Source organism: Sphingopyxis sp. H053, assembly GCF_001468225.1.
In the GTDB taxonomy this organism is placed as follows: domain Bacteria; phylum Pseudomonadota; class Alphaproteobacteria; order Sphingomonadales; family Sphingomonadaceae; genus Sphingopyxis.
The window spans coordinates 474,835-491,533 of record NZ_LNRU01000002.1; the positions used below are offsets into that span (position 1 = coordinate 474,835).

16 protein-coding genes and 1 pseudogene are annotated in these 16,699 nt (G+C 63.4%); 3 read left to right on the forward strand and 14 right to left on the reverse strand.

Annotated features, from left to right (window positions below; genetic code table 11):
• Positions 1-151: 151 nt before the first annotated feature.
• Positions 152-322, forward strand: a complete 171-nt coding sequence (locus ATE70_RS24685; protein ID WP_156377358.1) for a NepR family anti-sigma factor — start codon at positions 152-154, stop codon at positions 320-322.
• A gap of 3 nt (positions 323-325) precedes the next feature.
• Here ATE70_RS24685 and tgt read toward each other — a convergent pair whose 3' ends face one another.
• The 3 genes from tgt to ATE70_RS05325 form a co-directional block, all read right to left on the reverse strand.
• Positions 326-1,450 carry a tRNA guanosine(34) transglycosylase Tgt gene (gene tgt, locus ATE70_RS05315; protein ID WP_058536867.1) on the reverse strand — a complete coding sequence of 375 codons (1,125 nt, stop codon included), beginning with the start codon at positions 1,448-1,450 and terminating at the stop codon, positions 326-328.
• A gap of 189 nt (positions 1,451-1,639) precedes the next feature.
• On the reverse strand, positions 1,640-2,128 hold the full coding sequence (locus ATE70_RS05320) for a hemerythrin domain-containing protein (RefSeq protein ID WP_058536868.1): 489 nt from the start codon (positions 2,126-2,128) through the stop codon (positions 1,640-1,642).
• Between the two features lie 61 nt (positions 2,129-2,189).
• Positions 2,190-4,376, reverse strand: coding sequence for an EAL domain-containing protein (locus ATE70_RS05325; protein WP_058536869.1), 2,187 nt, complete (start codon positions 4,374-4,376; stop codon positions 2,190-2,192).
• A gap of 222 nt (positions 4,377-4,598) precedes the next feature.
• On the opposite strand from ATE70_RS05325, the gene ATE70_RS05330 reads away from it, so the two are divergent.
• Positions 4,599-5,261, forward strand: a complete 663-nt coding sequence (locus ATE70_RS05330; protein WP_197411389.1) for a helix-turn-helix domain-containing protein — start codon at positions 4,599-4,601, stop codon at positions 5,259-5,261.
• 73 nt (positions 5,262-5,334) lie between these two features.
• Here ATE70_RS05330 and ATE70_RS05335 read toward each other — a convergent pair whose 3' ends face one another.
• The 6 genes from ATE70_RS05335 to ATE70_RS05360 all read right to left on the reverse strand — a co-directional run bounded on the left by ATE70_RS05335 (position 5,335) and on the right by ATE70_RS05360 (position 11,777).
• Complete coding sequence (locus ATE70_RS05335; RefSeq protein ID WP_058536871.1) at positions 5,335-5,748, reverse strand: hypothetical protein; 414 nt, start codon at positions 5,746-5,748, stop codon at positions 5,335-5,337.
• Positions 5,749-5,858: 110 nt separating this feature from the next.
• Positions 5,859-6,776 carry a hypothetical protein gene (locus ATE70_RS25365; RefSeq protein WP_058536872.1) on the reverse strand — a complete coding sequence of 306 codons (918 nt, stop codon included), beginning with the start codon at positions 6,774-6,776 and terminating at the stop codon, positions 5,859-5,861.
• 8 nt (positions 6,777-6,784) lie between these two features.
• Positions 6,785-9,385: a hypothetical protein gene (locus ATE70_RS05345; protein WP_231732787.1), complete on the reverse strand. Its 2,601-nt coding sequence runs from the start codon at positions 9,383-9,385 to the stop codon at positions 6,785-6,787.
• 23 nt (positions 9,386-9,408) lie between these two features.
• Positions 9,409-10,212, reverse strand: a complete 804-nt coding sequence (locus tag ATE70_RS05350) for a fimbrial biogenesis chaperone (RefSeq protein ID WP_058536873.1) — start codon at positions 10,210-10,212, stop codon at positions 9,409-9,411.
• Between the two features lie 99 nt (positions 10,213-10,311).
• Positions 10,312-11,109: a hypothetical protein gene (locus ATE70_RS05355; protein ID WP_058536874.1), complete on the reverse strand. Its 798-nt coding sequence runs from the start codon at positions 11,107-11,109 to the stop codon at positions 10,312-10,314.
• 143 nt (positions 11,110-11,252) lie between these two features.
• Positions 11,253-11,777 (reverse strand): spore coat protein U domain-containing protein, encoded by a 525-nt coding sequence (locus ATE70_RS05360; RefSeq protein WP_058536875.1) that lies wholly within the window; start codon positions 11,775-11,777, stop codon positions 11,253-11,255.
• A gap of 512 nt (positions 11,778-12,289) precedes the next feature.
• Between ATE70_RS05360 and ATE70_RS05365 the strand changes: the two genes are divergently transcribed.
• Positions 12,290-12,976 (forward strand): helix-turn-helix domain-containing protein, encoded by a 687-nt coding sequence (locus ATE70_RS05365; protein WP_058536876.1) that lies wholly within the window; start codon positions 12,290-12,292, stop codon positions 12,974-12,976.
• A 13-nt stretch (positions 12,977-12,989) separates the two neighbouring features.
• Here the strand turns inward: ATE70_RS05365 and ATE70_RS24120 are convergent.
• The 5 genes and pseudogenes from ATE70_RS24120 to ATE70_RS05385 all read right to left on the reverse strand — a co-directional run.
• Positions 12,990-13,115 (reverse strand): annotated as a pseudogene (locus ATE70_RS24120) (S-adenosylmethionine:tRNA ribosyltransferase-isomerase); the annotation flags it as partial.
• A 212-nt stretch (positions 13,116-13,327) separates the two neighbouring features.
• A complete protein-coding gene (locus tag ATE70_RS24690) occupies positions 13,328-14,083 on the reverse strand; it encodes a DUF7662 domain-containing protein (RefSeq protein ID WP_156419757.1) in 756 nt (251 codons plus the stop codon).
• A 12-nt stretch (positions 14,084-14,095) separates the two neighbouring features.
• Positions 14,096-14,761: a hypothetical protein gene (locus ATE70_RS05375; protein ID WP_156419756.1), complete on the reverse strand. Its 666-nt coding sequence runs from the start codon at positions 14,759-14,761 to the stop codon at positions 14,096-14,098.
• A gap of 100 nt (positions 14,762-14,861) precedes the next feature.
• Positions 14,862-15,893 carry a tRNA preQ1(34) S-adenosylmethionine ribosyltransferase-isomerase QueA gene (gene queA, locus ATE70_RS05380; RefSeq protein WP_058536879.1) on the reverse strand — a complete coding sequence of 344 codons (1,032 nt, stop codon included), beginning with the start codon at positions 15,891-15,893 and terminating at the stop codon, positions 14,862-14,864.
• A gap of 23 nt (positions 15,894-15,916) precedes the next feature.
• Positions 15,917-16,690: a peptidylprolyl isomerase gene (locus ATE70_RS05385; protein WP_231740055.1), complete on the reverse strand. Its 774-nt coding sequence runs from the start codon at positions 16,688-16,690 to the stop codon at positions 15,917-15,919.
• Positions 16,691-16,699: the final 9 nt, after the last annotated feature.

Genomic DNA, 16,699 nt, shown 5'->3' on the forward strand with positions numbered 1-16,699 from the left:
GCCCGTGCTTCCCCCGCACCATCCGATATATTTCAACCTTTGGGAACGATTTAGCCGCAAAATAGTTTCATCGGGAAGGAACAAACGCGCCATTGCGCTTTGGTGTACGCGCGGTTAGCAAAAGGTCCCATGTCCAGCGGATACCTCGATAATGTCGTCTAAAACCGGTTCGCCACGCAGCGAGACCTCCGGAAAGGACGCGGATAAAAAACCTTCCGCCAAGGGGCAGGACGTTAACGGCGCCCTGCGCCGCGCCTATGAGTCCACCGTCGACGAAGATATTCCGCAGTCGTTGCTCGACCTGCTCGGCAAACTCGACTGATTTTCAGCGCCGGTAACGCGCGTCGAAATCGCTTTGAAACGACGCGAAACGGCCCGCGGCGATCGCGTCGCGCATATCCTGCATCAGATCCTGATAATAATGCAGATTATGCTGCGTCATCAGCATCGCGCCGAGCATCTCGCCCGAGCGTACGAGGTGGTGCAGATAGGCGCGCGACCAGGTCGTGCACACCGGGCAGCGGCAATCGGCATCGAGCGGCGCCGGATCCTCGGCGAATTTCGCGTTGCGGATATTGATCGGGCCGTCGCGGGTGAACGCCTGTCCGTTGCGCCCCGACCGCGTCGGCAGCACGCAATCGAACATGTCGACCCCGCGCGCAACCGCGCCGACGAGGTCGTCGGGCTTGCCGACCCCCATCAGGTAGCGCGGCTTGTCGGCGGGTAGCTGTCCCGGCGCATAATCGAGCACCCCGAACATCGCCGCCTGCCCCTCGCCCACCGCAAGCCCGCCGATCGCATAGCCGTCGAAACCGATGTCGGTCAGCGCCGCCGCCGAACGCGCGCGCAGCGTCGCGTCGAGCGAGCCCTGCTGGATGCCGAACAGCGCCGAGCGCGCGGCATGCTCCTCGCCCGCGTCGAAGCCGGCGCGGCTGCGCGCCGCCCAGCGCATCGATCGCTCCATGCTCGCCTCGGCGCGCTTGCCATCGACGCCGTTCGGCGGGCATTCGTCGAACGCCATCACGATGTCGCTGCCGAGCAGGCGCTGGATTTCCATCGATCGCTCGGGGGTCAGCATATGACGCGAGCCATCGAGGTGGCTCTTGAACGCGACGCCCTCCTCGCTCTGCTTGGTCAGCGCCGACAGGCTCATCACCTGATAGCCGCCGCTGTCGGTCAGGATCGGCCGGTCCCAGCCCATGAAATTGTGAAGCCCGCCCAGCCGCGCCATGCGCTCGGCGGTCGGGCGCAGCATCAGGTGATAGGTATTGCCAAGGATGATGTCGGCGCCGGTCGCGCGCACCTCGGCGGGGCGCATCGCCTTCACCGTCGCCGCGGTGCCCACGGGCATGAAGGCGGGGGTGCGAATCTCGCCGCGCTGCATCCGGATCACGCCCGTGCGCGCGGCGCCGTCGGTCGCGGCGATCGAAAAGGCGAATCTGTCGGTCATGGCGCGCGCCTATGGCGGGGGGAGCGCGAAAAGTCGAGGCCGCGAGAATCCTCCCTGCGGCGAAGCCATGGGGAGGTGGCCGCGCGAAGCGCTGACGGAGGGGCCGGTGAGTGAGGTTGCCGCCCCTCCACCATCGCCTTCGGCGACGGTCCCCCTCCCCACGGCTTCGCCGCAGGGAGGATCAAGACGTCAGGCCTTCGCGTGCTCGCTCGACGGTTCGTCCTCGGCGGCTTTCGCCTTTTCCTTCGGCTTTTCCTTCTCGAATATCTTGATGAGCTCGCGCTTCTTCGCGTCCGACAGCCCCTTTTCGGCCTGCGGGAACATCTCGTCCTCCTCCTCGTCGATATGGTGGAGGTAACGTTCCTTCATCGACCGGAAGCGCGTGAGCCAGCCGGTCGAGGCAAAGTCCATCTCGTAAAGTTCGGTCAGAAAATCCTCGATCTCCTTATGCTCGGCAACGCTGTGCTGCGCTTCGTCGCGGAGATCGGGGTTCGCGAGCATCGTCGCATAGAGCGACATTTCCTCCGACGCCGCATGCGCGGTCACCTCGACGCGGAAGGCTTCGAACAGATAGCGTCGCTCGTCGCTGTCGCCCTGCGTTTCATCGATGCGGGCGAGAAGCTCGCGATGGCGGTCGTGGTCGGCCTTCAGTCGCGCAAAGATTTTGGTCTCGGTCATGTCGGTCTCCGTCGGTGGGCGGTCGGAGAGAGAACGGGTCAGCCCAGCGAGGGTTCCGGCCTCAGGCCGCCTTCCAGTCGCTCGTCGTCGTGAAAGACGGCAGCGCCAGCGCCGCAGTCGACTGGGTCGCGGCCGCGATCAGATAGGGCGAAACGCGGTGGCGCGTGCAGAGCCCGCCATTGCCGTCGCTGACCATCGTCTGTTCGAATTCGACCCCCTGCTGGTGCCTCATCGAACGGCGGACGATCGCGGTGACGAGCTGTCCTTCGCCGAAATCGATCACGAAGCGCGTGCCGACGGGCACGTCGAGCAGACCCTCGATGAAGGCGCCGGTCGCCGACAGGTTGCGGATCACGACGGCATAGCGGTGGTTGTCATGGATCGCGCCCACTTTGCGGAACAGCGAGAAGCGGTCGTTGCGCTGGCGCGCCGGGCCCGCCGGCTTGATCGTCCACGTCCCCTCGGCATGATCGAGCAGCTCGGCCTGCGGCACCGCCCTGCTATAGACATAGCCCTGGACATGGCTGACGTTGAGCTTGCGGATGAGTTCGAGCTGGTCGAGCGATTCGATGCCTTCGGCGGTCGTTTCCATCTCGAGCGCCTCGGCGAGCGCGACGATCGCGGCGATGATCGCGCCGTTGCGCGACCCCGGGATCGTCGCGTCGCGGACAAAGCTCTGATCGATCTTGATCTTGTCGAACGGCGCGGATTGCAGATAGGCGAGCGACGAATAGCCGGTGCCGAAATCGTCGAGCGCCAGGCGAACCCCCAGCGCCTTCAGCGCCTTGAACATCCGCGCGGTCTCGGCGGTATCGCCCAGGAACACGCTTTCGGTGATTTCCAGTTCGAGCCGGCCCGGCGCAAGCCCGGTCGCGCCAAGCGCCTTGGCGACGACTTTCGGCAAGTCGGCATTCGCGAACTGGATCGGCGAGACGTTGACGGCCACCCGCATGTCGCCCGGCCAGTTCGCCGCATCTTCGCACGCCGTGCGCAGCACCCACTCGCCGAGCGCCCAGATCAGGCCGGCTTCCTCGGCGATCGGAATGAATACGGAAGGAGAGATCACGCCGCGTTCGGGATGGGCCCAGCGGATCAGCGCCTCGACCCCGCTCACCATGTTCGATTTGGAATGGACGACCGGCTGATAAACCAGCGCCATCTCGCCGCGCACCAGCGCGTCGCGCAGATCATCCTCGAGCGCGCGGCGATCTTCGGCCGCGGTGTGGAGGTCGCTCGAATAAAAGGCGAACCGTCCGCGGCCGTTCCCTTTTGCCGCATAGAGCGCAAGATCGGCGTTGCGGACGAGGTCGTCGCTGCTCAAGCCGTCGAAGGGCGCGATCGCGACGCCCACCGACGCGCCGATGATGCAGCGGCTGCCCTCGACCGAATAGGGCTGCGACAGGCTGGCGATGATGTCGGCGGCCATGTCGCCCAGCTTGCCGCGATCTTCGATGTCGGGAAGGATGATCTGGAATTCGTCGCCGCCAAGACGGCTGACCATCTCCTTGTCGCCGACGATCTTGAGCAGACGTTCGGCGACCTGTTTGAGCAGCGCATCGCCCGCCGGATGGCCGAGCGTGTCGTTGACCTGCTTGAAGCGGTCGAGGTCGAGCAGCATGATCGCGCACGAACGTTGCTGCTGCGCAAAGGCCGCGAGCGTCGTGTCGAGCTTTTTCGAAATGGCGAAGCGGTTGGCGAGCCCGGTCAGCGAGTCATAGAGCGCAAGCCGCGAGGCGTCCTCGGCCGAGCGGCGCTGCGCGGTCACGTCGGCCCCGCTGCCGCGATAGCCGGTGAACTTGCCGCCGCCGTCGAACTGCGGCCGGCCCGAAATCGCCCACCAGCGGTCGTCGCCTTCGAACGCACTGCGCAGTGGCAGCTTGTCGAATTTCGATTGTTTGGTGAGGAGGAAAGGCAAGGTGCGCTGGCGCTCGCCATGGCTGTCGACGGGCAGGAACAGGTCGGTGAAAACGGTGCCGAGCAGCGCGCCGGCCGTTCGCCCCATCAATCGCGCCACCGAATCGGTGATATAGGTCAGCCGGCCCTTGGCATCGGTCGACCAGAACCAGCCCTGGCCGCTTTCCTCGTAATTCTGGAGCAGCAGCAGCGCTTCGTGGGTGTGCAGGTTCGCCGCGGTATCGCCGCGCTGCTTGCCGATACGCGAGCCGATCAAGCCGAAAAAGCCGCGCTGGCCTTCATCGGCTTCGTCATCCCTCCGATCGCCCGAATCGATCCGCGATGGACTGTCCATCAAACAAACTCTTCAACTGGTCCCCACACGCCCGCTGCTATGCCGACAAGGAATTGCGATAGTGTAAATATCTAAGGGTTTTCCGGAAACCGTGCCGTTTGAGGACGTTGCCGGCATCGCGCGCCCGCGGCGCGGGGCGGCCCTCGTGACTTTCGGGCGCCCTGCCCTATTTACCGTTCGGCGAAGCCAAATGTTAATATCGGGCTCGCGATGGATGCGCGCATGGCGATGACTGTGTATCTCGACAACACGCCGCGATCGGCCGGAAATGGCCGGGCGTCGCGCCGGCAATTGCGGCTTCCGCTCCACGGGTCGAAGGCGGCGGGCGCCGAAATCGAGGCGCTGGTCCACAATATTTCGGCCACAGGCATGCTCGTCGAAAGCAAAGTGCCGCTCGCGATCGGCGAGATCGTCGAGGTCAATCTGCCGCACAGCGGCAAAACCGCCACCCGCGTGATCTGGACCAGCGGCGGCATCGCGGGATGCCAGTTCGAAATACCGATCTCGCCCGCGACGCTCAGCGCCGCGCAGCTGCGAAGCGTGGTGGGCGTCGATGCGCCCGCGCCCGACCACCAGCTCGCCCCTGCGGAAAGCTTCGGCGTCCGCCTGCAGCGGCTGCGAACGGCAAAGGAGCTGACTCAAGGGCAGCTCGCCGCCCATTTGGGGGTCAGCGAACCGTCGATTTCCGCCTGGGAGCTCGACAAGGCGCGGCCCAAAGCCGGCCGGATGGAAGCCTTGTCGCTCGCGCTCGGCGTCGAAATCGCCGAACTCCTCGGCATTGACGAGGCCGAAAATCTGAACGAGCTGGTCGCGAAAGCCAAGGCGCAAATCGCCAAGGCGGCCGGCGTCAGCCCGGGCAGCATCAAGTTCACGATCGAGATGTGACCCGCCGGTCGCGCAAACACAAAACCCTCCGACGTCGCCGGAGGGTTTTGTGTTTGGCCGTAACTGGCTGGCGTCAGGTCGGAATGATCGTCAGCTCGAAACGATCGGTATCGAAGCCCTGCTCACCGGGCACCGCCGCGATGGGGCGTTCCCGGACCCGCGGACCGGTCGCGCGGCTGAGCACCGCACGGCCCGAGCCGTTGAGGATAATCTCGTCATTTCCGGCGATGATCCGGGCGCCTTCCAGCGAACCCGGCGCATAGTTGATCACAAGATCATAACCCGTCGGCGCGTTGCAATATTCACGGAAGCTGCCCAGCGACACGGCATTGCCGCTGATCGCGCCGAATCCCGTCGCCTGATGCTGCACCGTGCAATGCACGGGCACCGTCAGGCTGAGGTTGAAGCCGAACGTGGCCGCCGTGGCGGTCGTCGGCGCCGCAGCGAGTACGAAGCTCGCAACGCCGAGCGAGAATTTCTGAATCATCCGCCAAACCTTTCCGCCTGTAGGCCGAAGCTGTTGGATGATTGTTTAGGCTCGCAAATCTAACATTCAGTTAAGGCGCGCCGCCGGACGACGCGGCCGGAGCGGGTGCGTCAGCGTGCGGTCACCGCAATCGAGATTACGTCGCTGTACACGCCCGCGCGGCGATCCGACGTATTGCCGATCAGGAACTGGATCGGCAGCGCGTCGCGGCGGAGGTTGCCGTTCGTCGAACCGGATATCGTGCGCATGCCCGTCAGATTGACCGAATTTCCTCCGATCGCGAGGCTGTAGGGCACATACCATTCGCTCGAACCGAGACGCAGGCGGCCCGAATTGGCCGACGTGACGCTGAGGTCATAGGAACCCGTGCTGGCGACGCGAAGCTGGAGCGGCACCGGCGCGACGCCGGGCCGCAGTTCGCCAAGGTCGACGACCGCATGCCCGTCGCTCATCGTGTAGGCGCCGGCCAGGCCGATCCGCGCCGAAGGCAGGACATCGATGCCAAGCACGATGCGCGTGCCGCCGAGCGAACGGAAATTGCCGTCCTGCGCTTCGAGCGTCACATCCTGGGTAAAGGTGCCCGATTCTTTCACATCGTCGGGATCGGCGACGAGCTTGAAGAGCAAGGTGCGCGAGGCATTGGCGCCGAGCGTCAGCATCCGCTGCGAGGGGCTACGCTGCGTCCGCCCGACGCGCGGCGTCACATCCTGCGTGTCGGTCAGGTTGAGCAGGGCATAGCCAATCGGCTTCCCCGTGCCCTTCGACAGGCCAAAGGGCGGCTGGCTCAGTTCGAACGTCGGGGTGAAGCGGCATTCCGCCGTACCTTCGTTGACGAAGGTGACCCCGAATGTGCCTTCGGGAATCGCGCTGTCGAACGGGTCATAGCCCTGGATCAGCCAGCTCGACGGCGTCGCGTTGGCGCGGATCAGGCAATCGGCGCCGCGGATGTTGGCACCCGGCGCCGGTGCCTGCGCGTGAAGCGGCACAGCGAGGAAAGCCGCGGCGAGGAACAGGGTATGGCGCAGCATAATGCCTCCTAATTTTTCGTACCGGGGCGAACGGTGCCAAGGTTCAATAGACCATCGGTGTCCGCGGGTACTGTGAATTCGAAACTCCGGTCGACCGTGCCATTCGGGCCATAGGTTTCCACCAGATAGCGGCGGCCCGGCAGCAGGTTGGTGATCGCGAAGCGTCCGACCGAATTGGTGAAGAACGGAATCGGCTTGGGGCTTTCGGCGTCCTTGACGTCGAGCAACGTCACGCGGCCGCCGATCAGCGACACGGGCATTTCGGGAGCGAGGATCAACGTGCCCATCACGCTGGCAAAGGCATCGGTGCCGATGCGCGCCGCATAACCGCTCTTGTAGGGCGGATGGACGCGGAACACGCCGGGACCGGTGTCGTAGCCCGTCGGCGGATCCTCGACATCATATTGCACCGACTGGGTGGCATAGGAGCCGAGGAAATTGTTGACCGCCGCGCCCAGCGCGCCGCTCTTGCTGATATAGTCATTCTCGGCGAGCGACTGTCCGGCAACGACGCTGCGCTTGCCCAGATTCTTGTGCGGCGAGAGCAGCATGAAGCTGTCGTTGATGCGCCGCCCGATACCAAAGCTGCCGTCGGCAAAGGCCAGCGACGTGCCGACACGGACGGTCGTCGCGTTGATTTGGGCGACATTGGACAGGTTCGGTCCGAAGGTCGCATGGCTTACCGACGCATCGAAGCGGTTGGCAGCATAAGTGGCATAGCCGAGCGCCTGCGCGCTGTTGTCGTCGCGGGTCACGACACCCCCGAAACCGACGCTGCTCAATTGATTCAGGCCGCTCTGGTTGTAGGAGAGCTCGCCCAGATTGTCGCGGCTCTCATAGCGCGCCTCGGCGCGGCGGCGATAATCGGGTTGGAAGACAATGCCGATGTTGAAACTGAATCCGTTGCCGCGCGAAAAGCTTGACGGGAATTTGGTATAATCTACCCCCGCCCGAATCGTCCATTTGCGATCGAGACGGTAGTAAGCTGTCGTTCCCGCGCGATAACTGTCACCCACACCGTTGCGCCCCCGAAGATAGGACGCGGTCGACGTGCTGGTTAACTTGAAGTTGAGCTGCCGCGTATACTGCGCCGAAATCGTGGCCGACGTGGTGTTGACCCCGTCGAGGTTTCCCAAGGTCGCGAAGCGCGGCGACAGATAATCCGCGCGAAACGTTAAACTGTCGGACAGCCCCTCGCGATCGATGAAATGTTCGTAGCTGACGCCGCCCGCGAACCCCTGTCCTGCAGTTTTCGAATTGCTGCCGCCGGCATCGAGCAGCAGACGGCTACCGTTGCGCAGGACGAACTGGGTCTGTCCGGTCAGCGTCTGGACATCCTTGCTGGCCTGGAAACCGACACCGATCGCGGGATGATTGAAAAATGCCTTGCGAAAGAAACCGGTGAAGGCGATCGGACCGCGATAATCGGGCGCCCCGCCGAAGGTGCGGCTGGTCGGGCCGAAAAAGGCGCCATATTCGAAATCGCCCGGATCGAGGTCGATCGGGTCGAGATATTGCTGATAGGAGAGGTTCTGGACCGCACCGCTGTTGTCGGTAACCTGAATATCGACATCGTTGCTGCCCGCAATCAGCGGCAGCGAGCTGAAGTCGTAGCGCCCCGGCTGAAGCCGAACTTCGCGATAGAGCGACCCGTTGCGCAAAAATCGGACGGTCGATTCGCGTTGCAGCACGAGCTGACGATTGGCCTGAAGGATCGCCGAGCGAAAGCTGTTGAAACGCCGCCGCTGGCGCAGCACGCCGACGCCGCCCATTTCGACAAAGGCTTGCTGGCCACGGATTTCGGGGTCGAGGTCGCCGAGGAACCAGCGCCGAAAATCCTCCGGCTCGTCATAGACGAGACGCGCGTAGTTGCGCGTGAATTTATATGAATCGCCGGCCAGCCCGAATTGCTGCCCCAACTGCGCGTCGCCCTCGAACACGAATTTGCCGAGCCGCACCGCACCGTCGAAGTTTATCGTCGGCGGGTCGGCCTGATTGCCCTCCCAGATATAGCTCTGGACGGCGCTGAGGTTCAGAAAGGCGGAGAAATCGGCGGGCTGCAGCGTCACGTCGTTGGTGTCTTGGCGCGGCGGCGCAAAAATATCCTTGATCGCCCGCTGTTCGGCGGACACCTCGACGACGACGACCGCCAGGGTACTGGGATCGTAGGTCAGCTGAACGCCCGTCTTTTCCAGATCGTCGGGACCGAAATTGGGCAGCGACGCCAAACGCGACGCCAGCCCGGCATGTGCTTCCTCGTTCAGCACCGGCTGCATCAGCCGCACGAAGGTCGCCGAATCGAGCAGGAAACGGTCGTCCGCGGTGAGCCGCATCGGAATATCGCCGAGGCTGCTGCTCTGGAAGGTCAGCGGCACCGTCATTTCGATGTCGCGGTCGTACGGGTTGATGTCCGGGCGGCCATGCGCGCCGATCGGAAGCTGCGGCATGACCGGCGTCGGGGTCGGGATCGGCGGGATCTGCGTCCCCGGTAACGGAATGACTGTCGGCGCGCCCGGGTTTTGCGCCGACGGCGACGGCCGCGGGTTTTGCGGCAGCGGAATCGATACCTGCGCCGCCGCCGTGCTCGCGCACAGCGCCGACAGCGCCACACTACTCAGAGCGAAGCCGATCCTCACTGTTTGAACGACAGCTTGATCGGTCCGGGGCCGAAGCCGGGAACGGGGACGCGGAAAACGCGTTCGCCCTGCGCGGGCACATAGCCGGTGCCGACCGCCCGATTGAGCTCTTCAGGCGAGACATCGACGCGTAGCCATTTGCCGTCGGTGCCCGTGCCTTCGAGCTGCCAGCCGAAATTCGCCATCAGCGCGTGGCGGCGGCCGGCGTTGCGCAAGGTGATCTCCACCCCATCCTGCATCGGCGGCAATTCGCTCGATCCCGGCAGCGCCGGCGGCTGATAATTAGCCTGCTTGACGGTCGTTGCCTTCACGTCGGGCTTGGCGCCGGGAGGTGCCACCACGACCAGCGCGCGCATATTGTAAAGAACCTGAACCTGCGCCCCAACTGAATCGGCAGCGCCGGGTTCGAAGGCGACGGGTAACTGTTCGACCGAGACATAATATGCCTGCGAAGTCGCCAGTTCGGCGCCGCCCACCCATTGCAGGCGGACGACCTGCCGTCCGCTGGCGGGCAGAATGCCCTGCGGCGGAAAAATCAGGAAATCCTGGTCGGCGGGGGTTTCGGAAATATTGCCGTCCTTGTCGATTTCCATCCGGAAAACGCGGGTCTGGAACGCCAGATTGCCGGGATTGATATTCTGGACCTCGATCCGCGCCACCGCACCCGTGCCGCGCGATTCCATTTCGACGACCATCGGCGAGACGCGCATCGCCAGCGCGGGGGTGACCACTAGCACGAGAGCGGCGAGCGCAGCCAAAAGCGCGCGCGCATGGCGCTTCACCGTCGCCAAAGCTGTCATATTCCCATCCCCCTGTCCTCGCCGGACATAATTGCACTTATTTATAAAGAAAGGGGAAAGATCGCTCTTTCCCCTCTCCCCATTCGTTACCGCGCGAACTTAGAGAGCGCGCAGCGTCAGCGTCGTGGTGCCGCTGTAGGTGCCTGCGACCAGACCCTTGCTCGTCACAGCCGGAGCAACGATGTCGATGTCCATGCGCGAACGCCATGCGCCCTGCGAGATCAGGTTGTTGTTCTGCGTGGTCGAAACGTTCAGCGACTGGCCCGAACCGGTGGTCACTGCGTTGAGCGCAACGCCGGTCCAAGTTGCATTCACGCTGTACGGAATGTTCGCCTGGAACTGGTTCGTGTCATAACCGCCAGCAGCCGAGTTAACCAGACCGTTGGTGCCGTTGTTCTTGGTGATCACGACTTCGTTGTTGAAGTTGCAACCTGCGGTCAGCGTGTCGATGTTGGCTTCTGCCGGACCGACCATTTCGAACGCCGAATTGACGTTCTCGTTGTTGCCCGTGCGAACGCCGATCACGCCGAAGCTGATGTTGGTCGCGCTGGCGCCGTTGCCCGAGTAGAACGAACAGTCCTTGTTCACCGTTCCGCTCAGGTTGAAAGCGACATTGACGGTCGGCGTTGCGGTTTCGCTGTCGCTCGGAGCGTCAGCCTGGGCGCGGTAGCGGGTGCCGACGCCGGCGGGCAGGACGTAGTCGTCATAGAGACCGGCAACAAAATTGCTCGGGTTGGTGTCAGTTCCGCTGATCGTAACCGGACCGATGAAGGGAACGTTGACGGTGCCCGTACCGGCATAGTGGCGCTGATTGGTCGGGTTGGTCTGAGCGGCAGCCGGCGTGGCGACGGCGATGAGCGCGATGGCGGCGACGGTGCCGCTAAGGATCTTCTTCATAATCTTCTTCCCTCTATTATAACGCCCTGCCCAAAAGCCGGGCGACGGCGTAATTTTTGCACCGTCTGGTCGGAGAACCGGGAGGGCATCGGTGCCTACCCTTCCGGCTTAATTCCGCCCGCGACCTGGCCGCAGGCGAATTTCTAGATCGGAGAAACGGTGATCGTGATCGTTTCCGAATAGTCGCCAGCCAGCAGCCCGGCCTCGCCCGAAGGCTGGCCAAGCTCGACCGCCAGGACCATTCCGTCCGTCGCGATGCCGCCGTTGCTGGAGATGACGCCGCCGGCCAAAAGCTGGCGGCTGTTGAAGGATTGGCTCACCGTCTGCCGCGACGGGTATCGCACGGGCATTTCGACGGCGAGATTATAAGGCAGGACGCCGCTGTACGGGCCTTGGCCGTTCGGCATCGTCGTGTGGGTCAGGCCGCCGCGGGCGCCCTTGATCGTCATCGTGAAAGGGACGTTGCAATCGAGCGCGACGCGCGTTTCGATGCCCAGGCCGCGGCGTTCCAGATTGCCGAAATCCATATTGGCGATGCTGCCCATCGCGCAATGCTGGCGGATCGCCCCACTGACCGCGATGTCGAGCGATGTGACGTTCCGGATTTCTTCTGCGTTCGCGGGCACAGCAAAAGCCGCCGCGGCAAGCGCAAAAAGCATGAACCTCATGACTCGAACCCCCAAAAATCCCAACGGTTCGGGCTCCGCTTTGCAGATAGCCCTCGGCACCCCCCGGTGCCCGACAAGCCGCGACCCGACTCATCAACCCGTCTGTTAATAAAAACTTAGTACATAAATTAAGACAGCTTCGCACCCCCAAATTGGCTCGGGCCAAAATTGGGTGTCAGCGATGTCGTTCAAGTTTAACGGAAATTGGCGCTTTCCTGCGCTTGCAGAGGGTTAATTCGGCGCGCGTCAAGCGGCCAGCCTGGCTATCGGCGTTCAGAATCGGGACAACCGATGTTAATATATTAACAGAAAAATAGGCTATAAGTTTAATTGGAGCTGTCGAAATCGGCAAAAATCCGCGGCGGATTGCCGATTCACCCGCCGCAAGCAGCGCACAGTTCGCCCCAAGGATGGCGAACGGACCTTGTTGCCGGGCATCCGGCGGAGCATGTGCCCGCGATGCGGCGCTCCCCATTAACCACTCGACAACCGATCGCGCGCATAGCTGACCCATGCCCATTCATGCGATGATCGAAAAGCAGGCCGACGGAAGCACGCGCGGGGCGCCGCGCATGCATATGCGATTTGAAGCGGCGGGCTCGCTCGAAGGCAGCGAGGGCACGACGGTCGCGATCCACAATCTGTCGGCGACCGGCATGCTGATCGAAACCGCATCCGATCTGGCCATCGGTCAGCGGCTGACGGTCGCCTTGCCCGAGGCGCCCGATTGCGCCGCCACCATCGTGTGGCGCAGCGAGGCGCTCGCGGGTTGCCGTTTCGATCGGCCGCTGTCGCGCGCGGCGCTCAGCGCGGCGCAGCTGCGCAATCCGCTTCCGGGCGACGTCGATCCGGCGCGCATCCCCGATGGCGACGAAATGCTGGCCCAGCGCCTGCTCCGGCTCCGGAAGGAACGCGGCCTCAGCCGCGCGGCGCTTTCGGATCTCACGGGGTTCAGCCGGCCGAGCATTTGGGCGTGGGAAAGCGGCAAGACCGTGCCGCGGCGCAGCAACCTGCCCGCGCTGGCAGAGGCTTTCGGCATTTCGGAGCAAGAACTGCTCGCCGGCGCGCCTTCGGCCGCGCATGGCGATCCCGCGGCAAGCGCGCAGCAAATGCATGCGCTGGTCCGTGCGAGCCGCGAAGAGATCGCCGCGCTCGCCGGCGTCGAGCCCGCCAAGGTCAAGATCACGATCGAATATTGACGGGCCGCCCGCCCTATCGTGCGGGCAACAACAGACTCGCGTCGCCATAGCTATAGAAGCGGTACGCATGCCCAATCGCATGCGCATAGGCCGCCTGCATCGTCTCCAGTCCCATCAATGCACTCACCAGCATGAACAACTCAGCGATCCACACACGTTTTTCGCATATATTCCATCGGTTAGGTAACGCCGGAAGCGCAAGTTTCTGACCTGCCCCATCGCTCTCCTATCCGCAGCCAAAACCGGGAAATCGAATTTCGCAAGGTGAAAAGATTTTGGTCGGATGGGCTCATTGGAACCTGCCCCATCACCGCCCTATCGCAAGCAGCCTTCCGGGTTGGGAAATGCGCCCTATCGGTTGGCAAGCTCAACGTCGATGCCCCCAGTCGCAACGATCGCCGCGTGCTCGATCATCCGGCGGGTAGCCCTATCGTTCAGGTCTGTCGAAATGGGAACGCCATTTATCTGAACCGCCACGTCATTCGTTACGATATCGACTTCGACCCGCGCGCCACCGGCCAGTGCATCCTTCAACAGAAGGTGAATTCGGCGACTTGTCTGCTGTCCTTTTGAGCCTGAACGGTAATTTGAGAATCGGCCGCGCAGGCTTTGAGATTCCCCGACGTAAAACCGCGATCGCCCAGCCAGATTGATACGGATGCGATAAAGGCCTGCATCAGTCGTGGCGGTGGGAAATTGCAGGCCGCCATTTCCGTCCAGAGCCACTTCGCCGAGCGTCATCCAATCGAATGACAGGAACACGTGATTTGACGCCGCAACCGGCGCAGGTGCGAGAGGGGCGGAGGATTGGATAATCTTGGATCGACGACGCTGCCCGCGCTCTCTACTGACGATCTGGCGTGGCAAGCTTGAGCGCACGAATTTGACGGTCCCCGCCTTGCGATTGAGGTCCGACGTCGCCCATCCTCGGCCAAGCCAAACCTCATTGTGTCGGCCTGCAACTGGCGAATTGCTCCACCACGCATCATGGACATAGGCACTCTTGGGAAGGCCGCCATTCACGACGCGTGCAATCTGATCGAAGCTCAATACAACGTCGGGCCCTGCTTGCGCGTCGAGAAACTCCCCCAGTGGTTCATACTTCATTGCCCATATCACCTATCGCAGATTGCTTTCGGAATTGAGGAACGCGCGGAATTTTGCATCTGTCATTTGCGACACGAACAAGTTCCAAAAATGGTCGTGACCTAACTCCTGCAATGAGGGCCGGATCAAGTTCGACAGGCGATCATCGGAACCAAGCTGTTCAGCAATTTCAGCATAATATTTCGACCTTGCCACCATCGCTCCATCGAAATGCCGTTGGATTGCACCATCGATAGAGGGATCGCGATGGGGGCTCGGGCGCACTATGACAGGCACTTCAATGACGGGGCGCGGCTTTTGCATTTCTCCGCGTCGGCGCTGGATCGCCTCATCCAGATCGCGTTTGGCTTGGTCCAACAACTCCTGATCCATGCGGTGCTGTTTCCGAAACTCCTCCATCTCAATCTTGTGACGGGAGCGCTGCATCGCTGCATCAAAGACACTTTTCTCACTCTCAATCGCAAGCTCAACCGGCTTCAGAGCTTCCTTCACTGCGAGAGATGTCGCCATGTGCATATTGAATTGTTCAGCGGCGCCAGCCAGTCCGGCCAGCACTCCTTTCGCTGTCGGCAATGAGACAGCGCGCAATGCATCGCCGACCGTTTTGCGGGGAATTCTTCCAGACAGTATTGCTGCCCTTACCCGATCCACGGCATCGTCTGGCGTCGTGAAAACCACCTTCGCGGGAATCCTAAGCACCGTGTAAACGCGGCCAAAGGCCCTGTGGCCGCAACTGACGCTGAGCCTTGGTCGATATGCCTTTAAAGTGCCTTTCGCCTTAGTCGCCCGGCAGCAACAGACTTGCGTCCCCATAGCTGTAGAAGCGGTAGCCTTCCTCGATTGCGTGCCTGTAAGCTGATTGCATAATTTCCAATCCCATCAGCGCACTGACCAACATGAACAAGGTCGAGCGCGGCAGGTGGAAATTGGTCATCAGCCCGTCGATCGCCTTGAAGCGATAGCCGGGGGTGATGAAGATCGCGGTGTCGCCCGCGAAGGGCGCGATCATGCCGTCATCCTCTGCCGCGCTTTCGAGCAGGCGCAGGCTGGTGGTGCCAACCGCGATGACGCGGCCGCCCGCCGCGCGCACCGCGTTGAGCCGCGCCGCGGTATCGGCGTCGATCCGCCCCCATTCGGCGTGCATGACATGGTCTTCGGTATCGTCGGCCTTCACTGGCAGGAAAGTGCCCGCACCGACGTGCAGCGTCAGCGTTTCGCTCGCAATCCCCGCCGCCGCGAGCGCATCGAGCAGCTTCGGCGTGAAGTGCAGCGCCGCGGTCGGGGCCGCGACGGCGCCATCCTCGCGCGCGAACATTGTCTGGTAATCAGCGCGGTCGGCGTCGTCGGTGGGGCGCTTGCCCGCGATATAGGGCGGGAGCGGCATCGTGCCCGCGCGCTCGAGCAGGACTTCGACCGGCTCGTCGCCGGCGAAGGCGAGGATGAAGCTGCCGTCGGCGAGCCGCTCCTCGGCGAGCGCCGCGACCCCCGCGCCGAAATCGACGCTCTCGCCGACCCGCAGCCGCTTCGCGTTACGGATGAACGCCTGCCAGCGGCGCAGGTCGATGCGTTTGTGGAGCGTCGCGCCGATCTTCGCGTCGCCGCGACGTCCTTCGAGCTGGGCGGGAATGACGCGGGTGTCGTTGAAGACGAGGCAGTCGCCCGGGCGCAGCCATGCGGGCAGGTCCGCGACCCCCGCGTCGACGATCTCACCGCCATCGACGACGAGCATCCGCGCTGCATCGCGCGGCCGCGCCGGGCGGAGCGCGATGCGTTCATTGGGTAAATCGAAATCGAAGGCGTCGACGCGCATGATCTTGACGCGCGTGCCCGCGCTTACTGCTTGATCGGAGCGTTAAGCTCGTCGACCGTCACGGCGGGCGCGGCGACCGGCGCGGGCACGGCTTCGGTCAGCATCGAGGCGGGCGGGATCGGCTTGTTGTCGGCGGCGACCGACACCTGCACCATGCGCGACATCACTTCGGGCGGCTCGCCCTTATGGATCGCGTCGACATATTGCATGCCCGAGATGACGCGGCCGAACGCGGTGTAGCGGCGGTCAAGGCTGAAGCGCGGCTGGAGCATGATGAAGAACTGGCTGTTCGCGCTGTCCTCGCTCTCGGCGCGCGCCATCGAAAGCGTGCCGCGCAGATGCGGGGTCGGGTTGAATTCGGCCTTGAGGTCGGGAAGCTGCGAGCCGCCCTGCCCGGACGCGGTCGGATCGCCCGTCTGCGCCATAAAGCCGTCGATCACGCGGTGGAACTTGATCCCGTCGTAAAAGCCCGCGCGTGCGAGCTGCTTCAGCCGCTCGACATGGTTCGGCGCGACATTCGGATAGAGCTGGACCACGATCCGGCCGCCCGTCGAAAGGTCGATGTTGAGCATATATTCGGGGACGTTGATATATTGGTCGGGCGTCATCGCGGGCACCGCGGGCGCTTCCACCGCAGGGGTTCCCTCGGCCGCCGCGGGCGCGGGCGCAGTCGGGGTTTCGACCGGCGCGGGCGGCGGCGTTTCGACGGGCGGCGCCGGCTGGCTTTGCTCGGGGTTCGGCCCCGGTGCGGGCGGCGCATCCTGCGCGACGGCCGTGCCTACGAGACCGAACGCCATCGCCGTAAG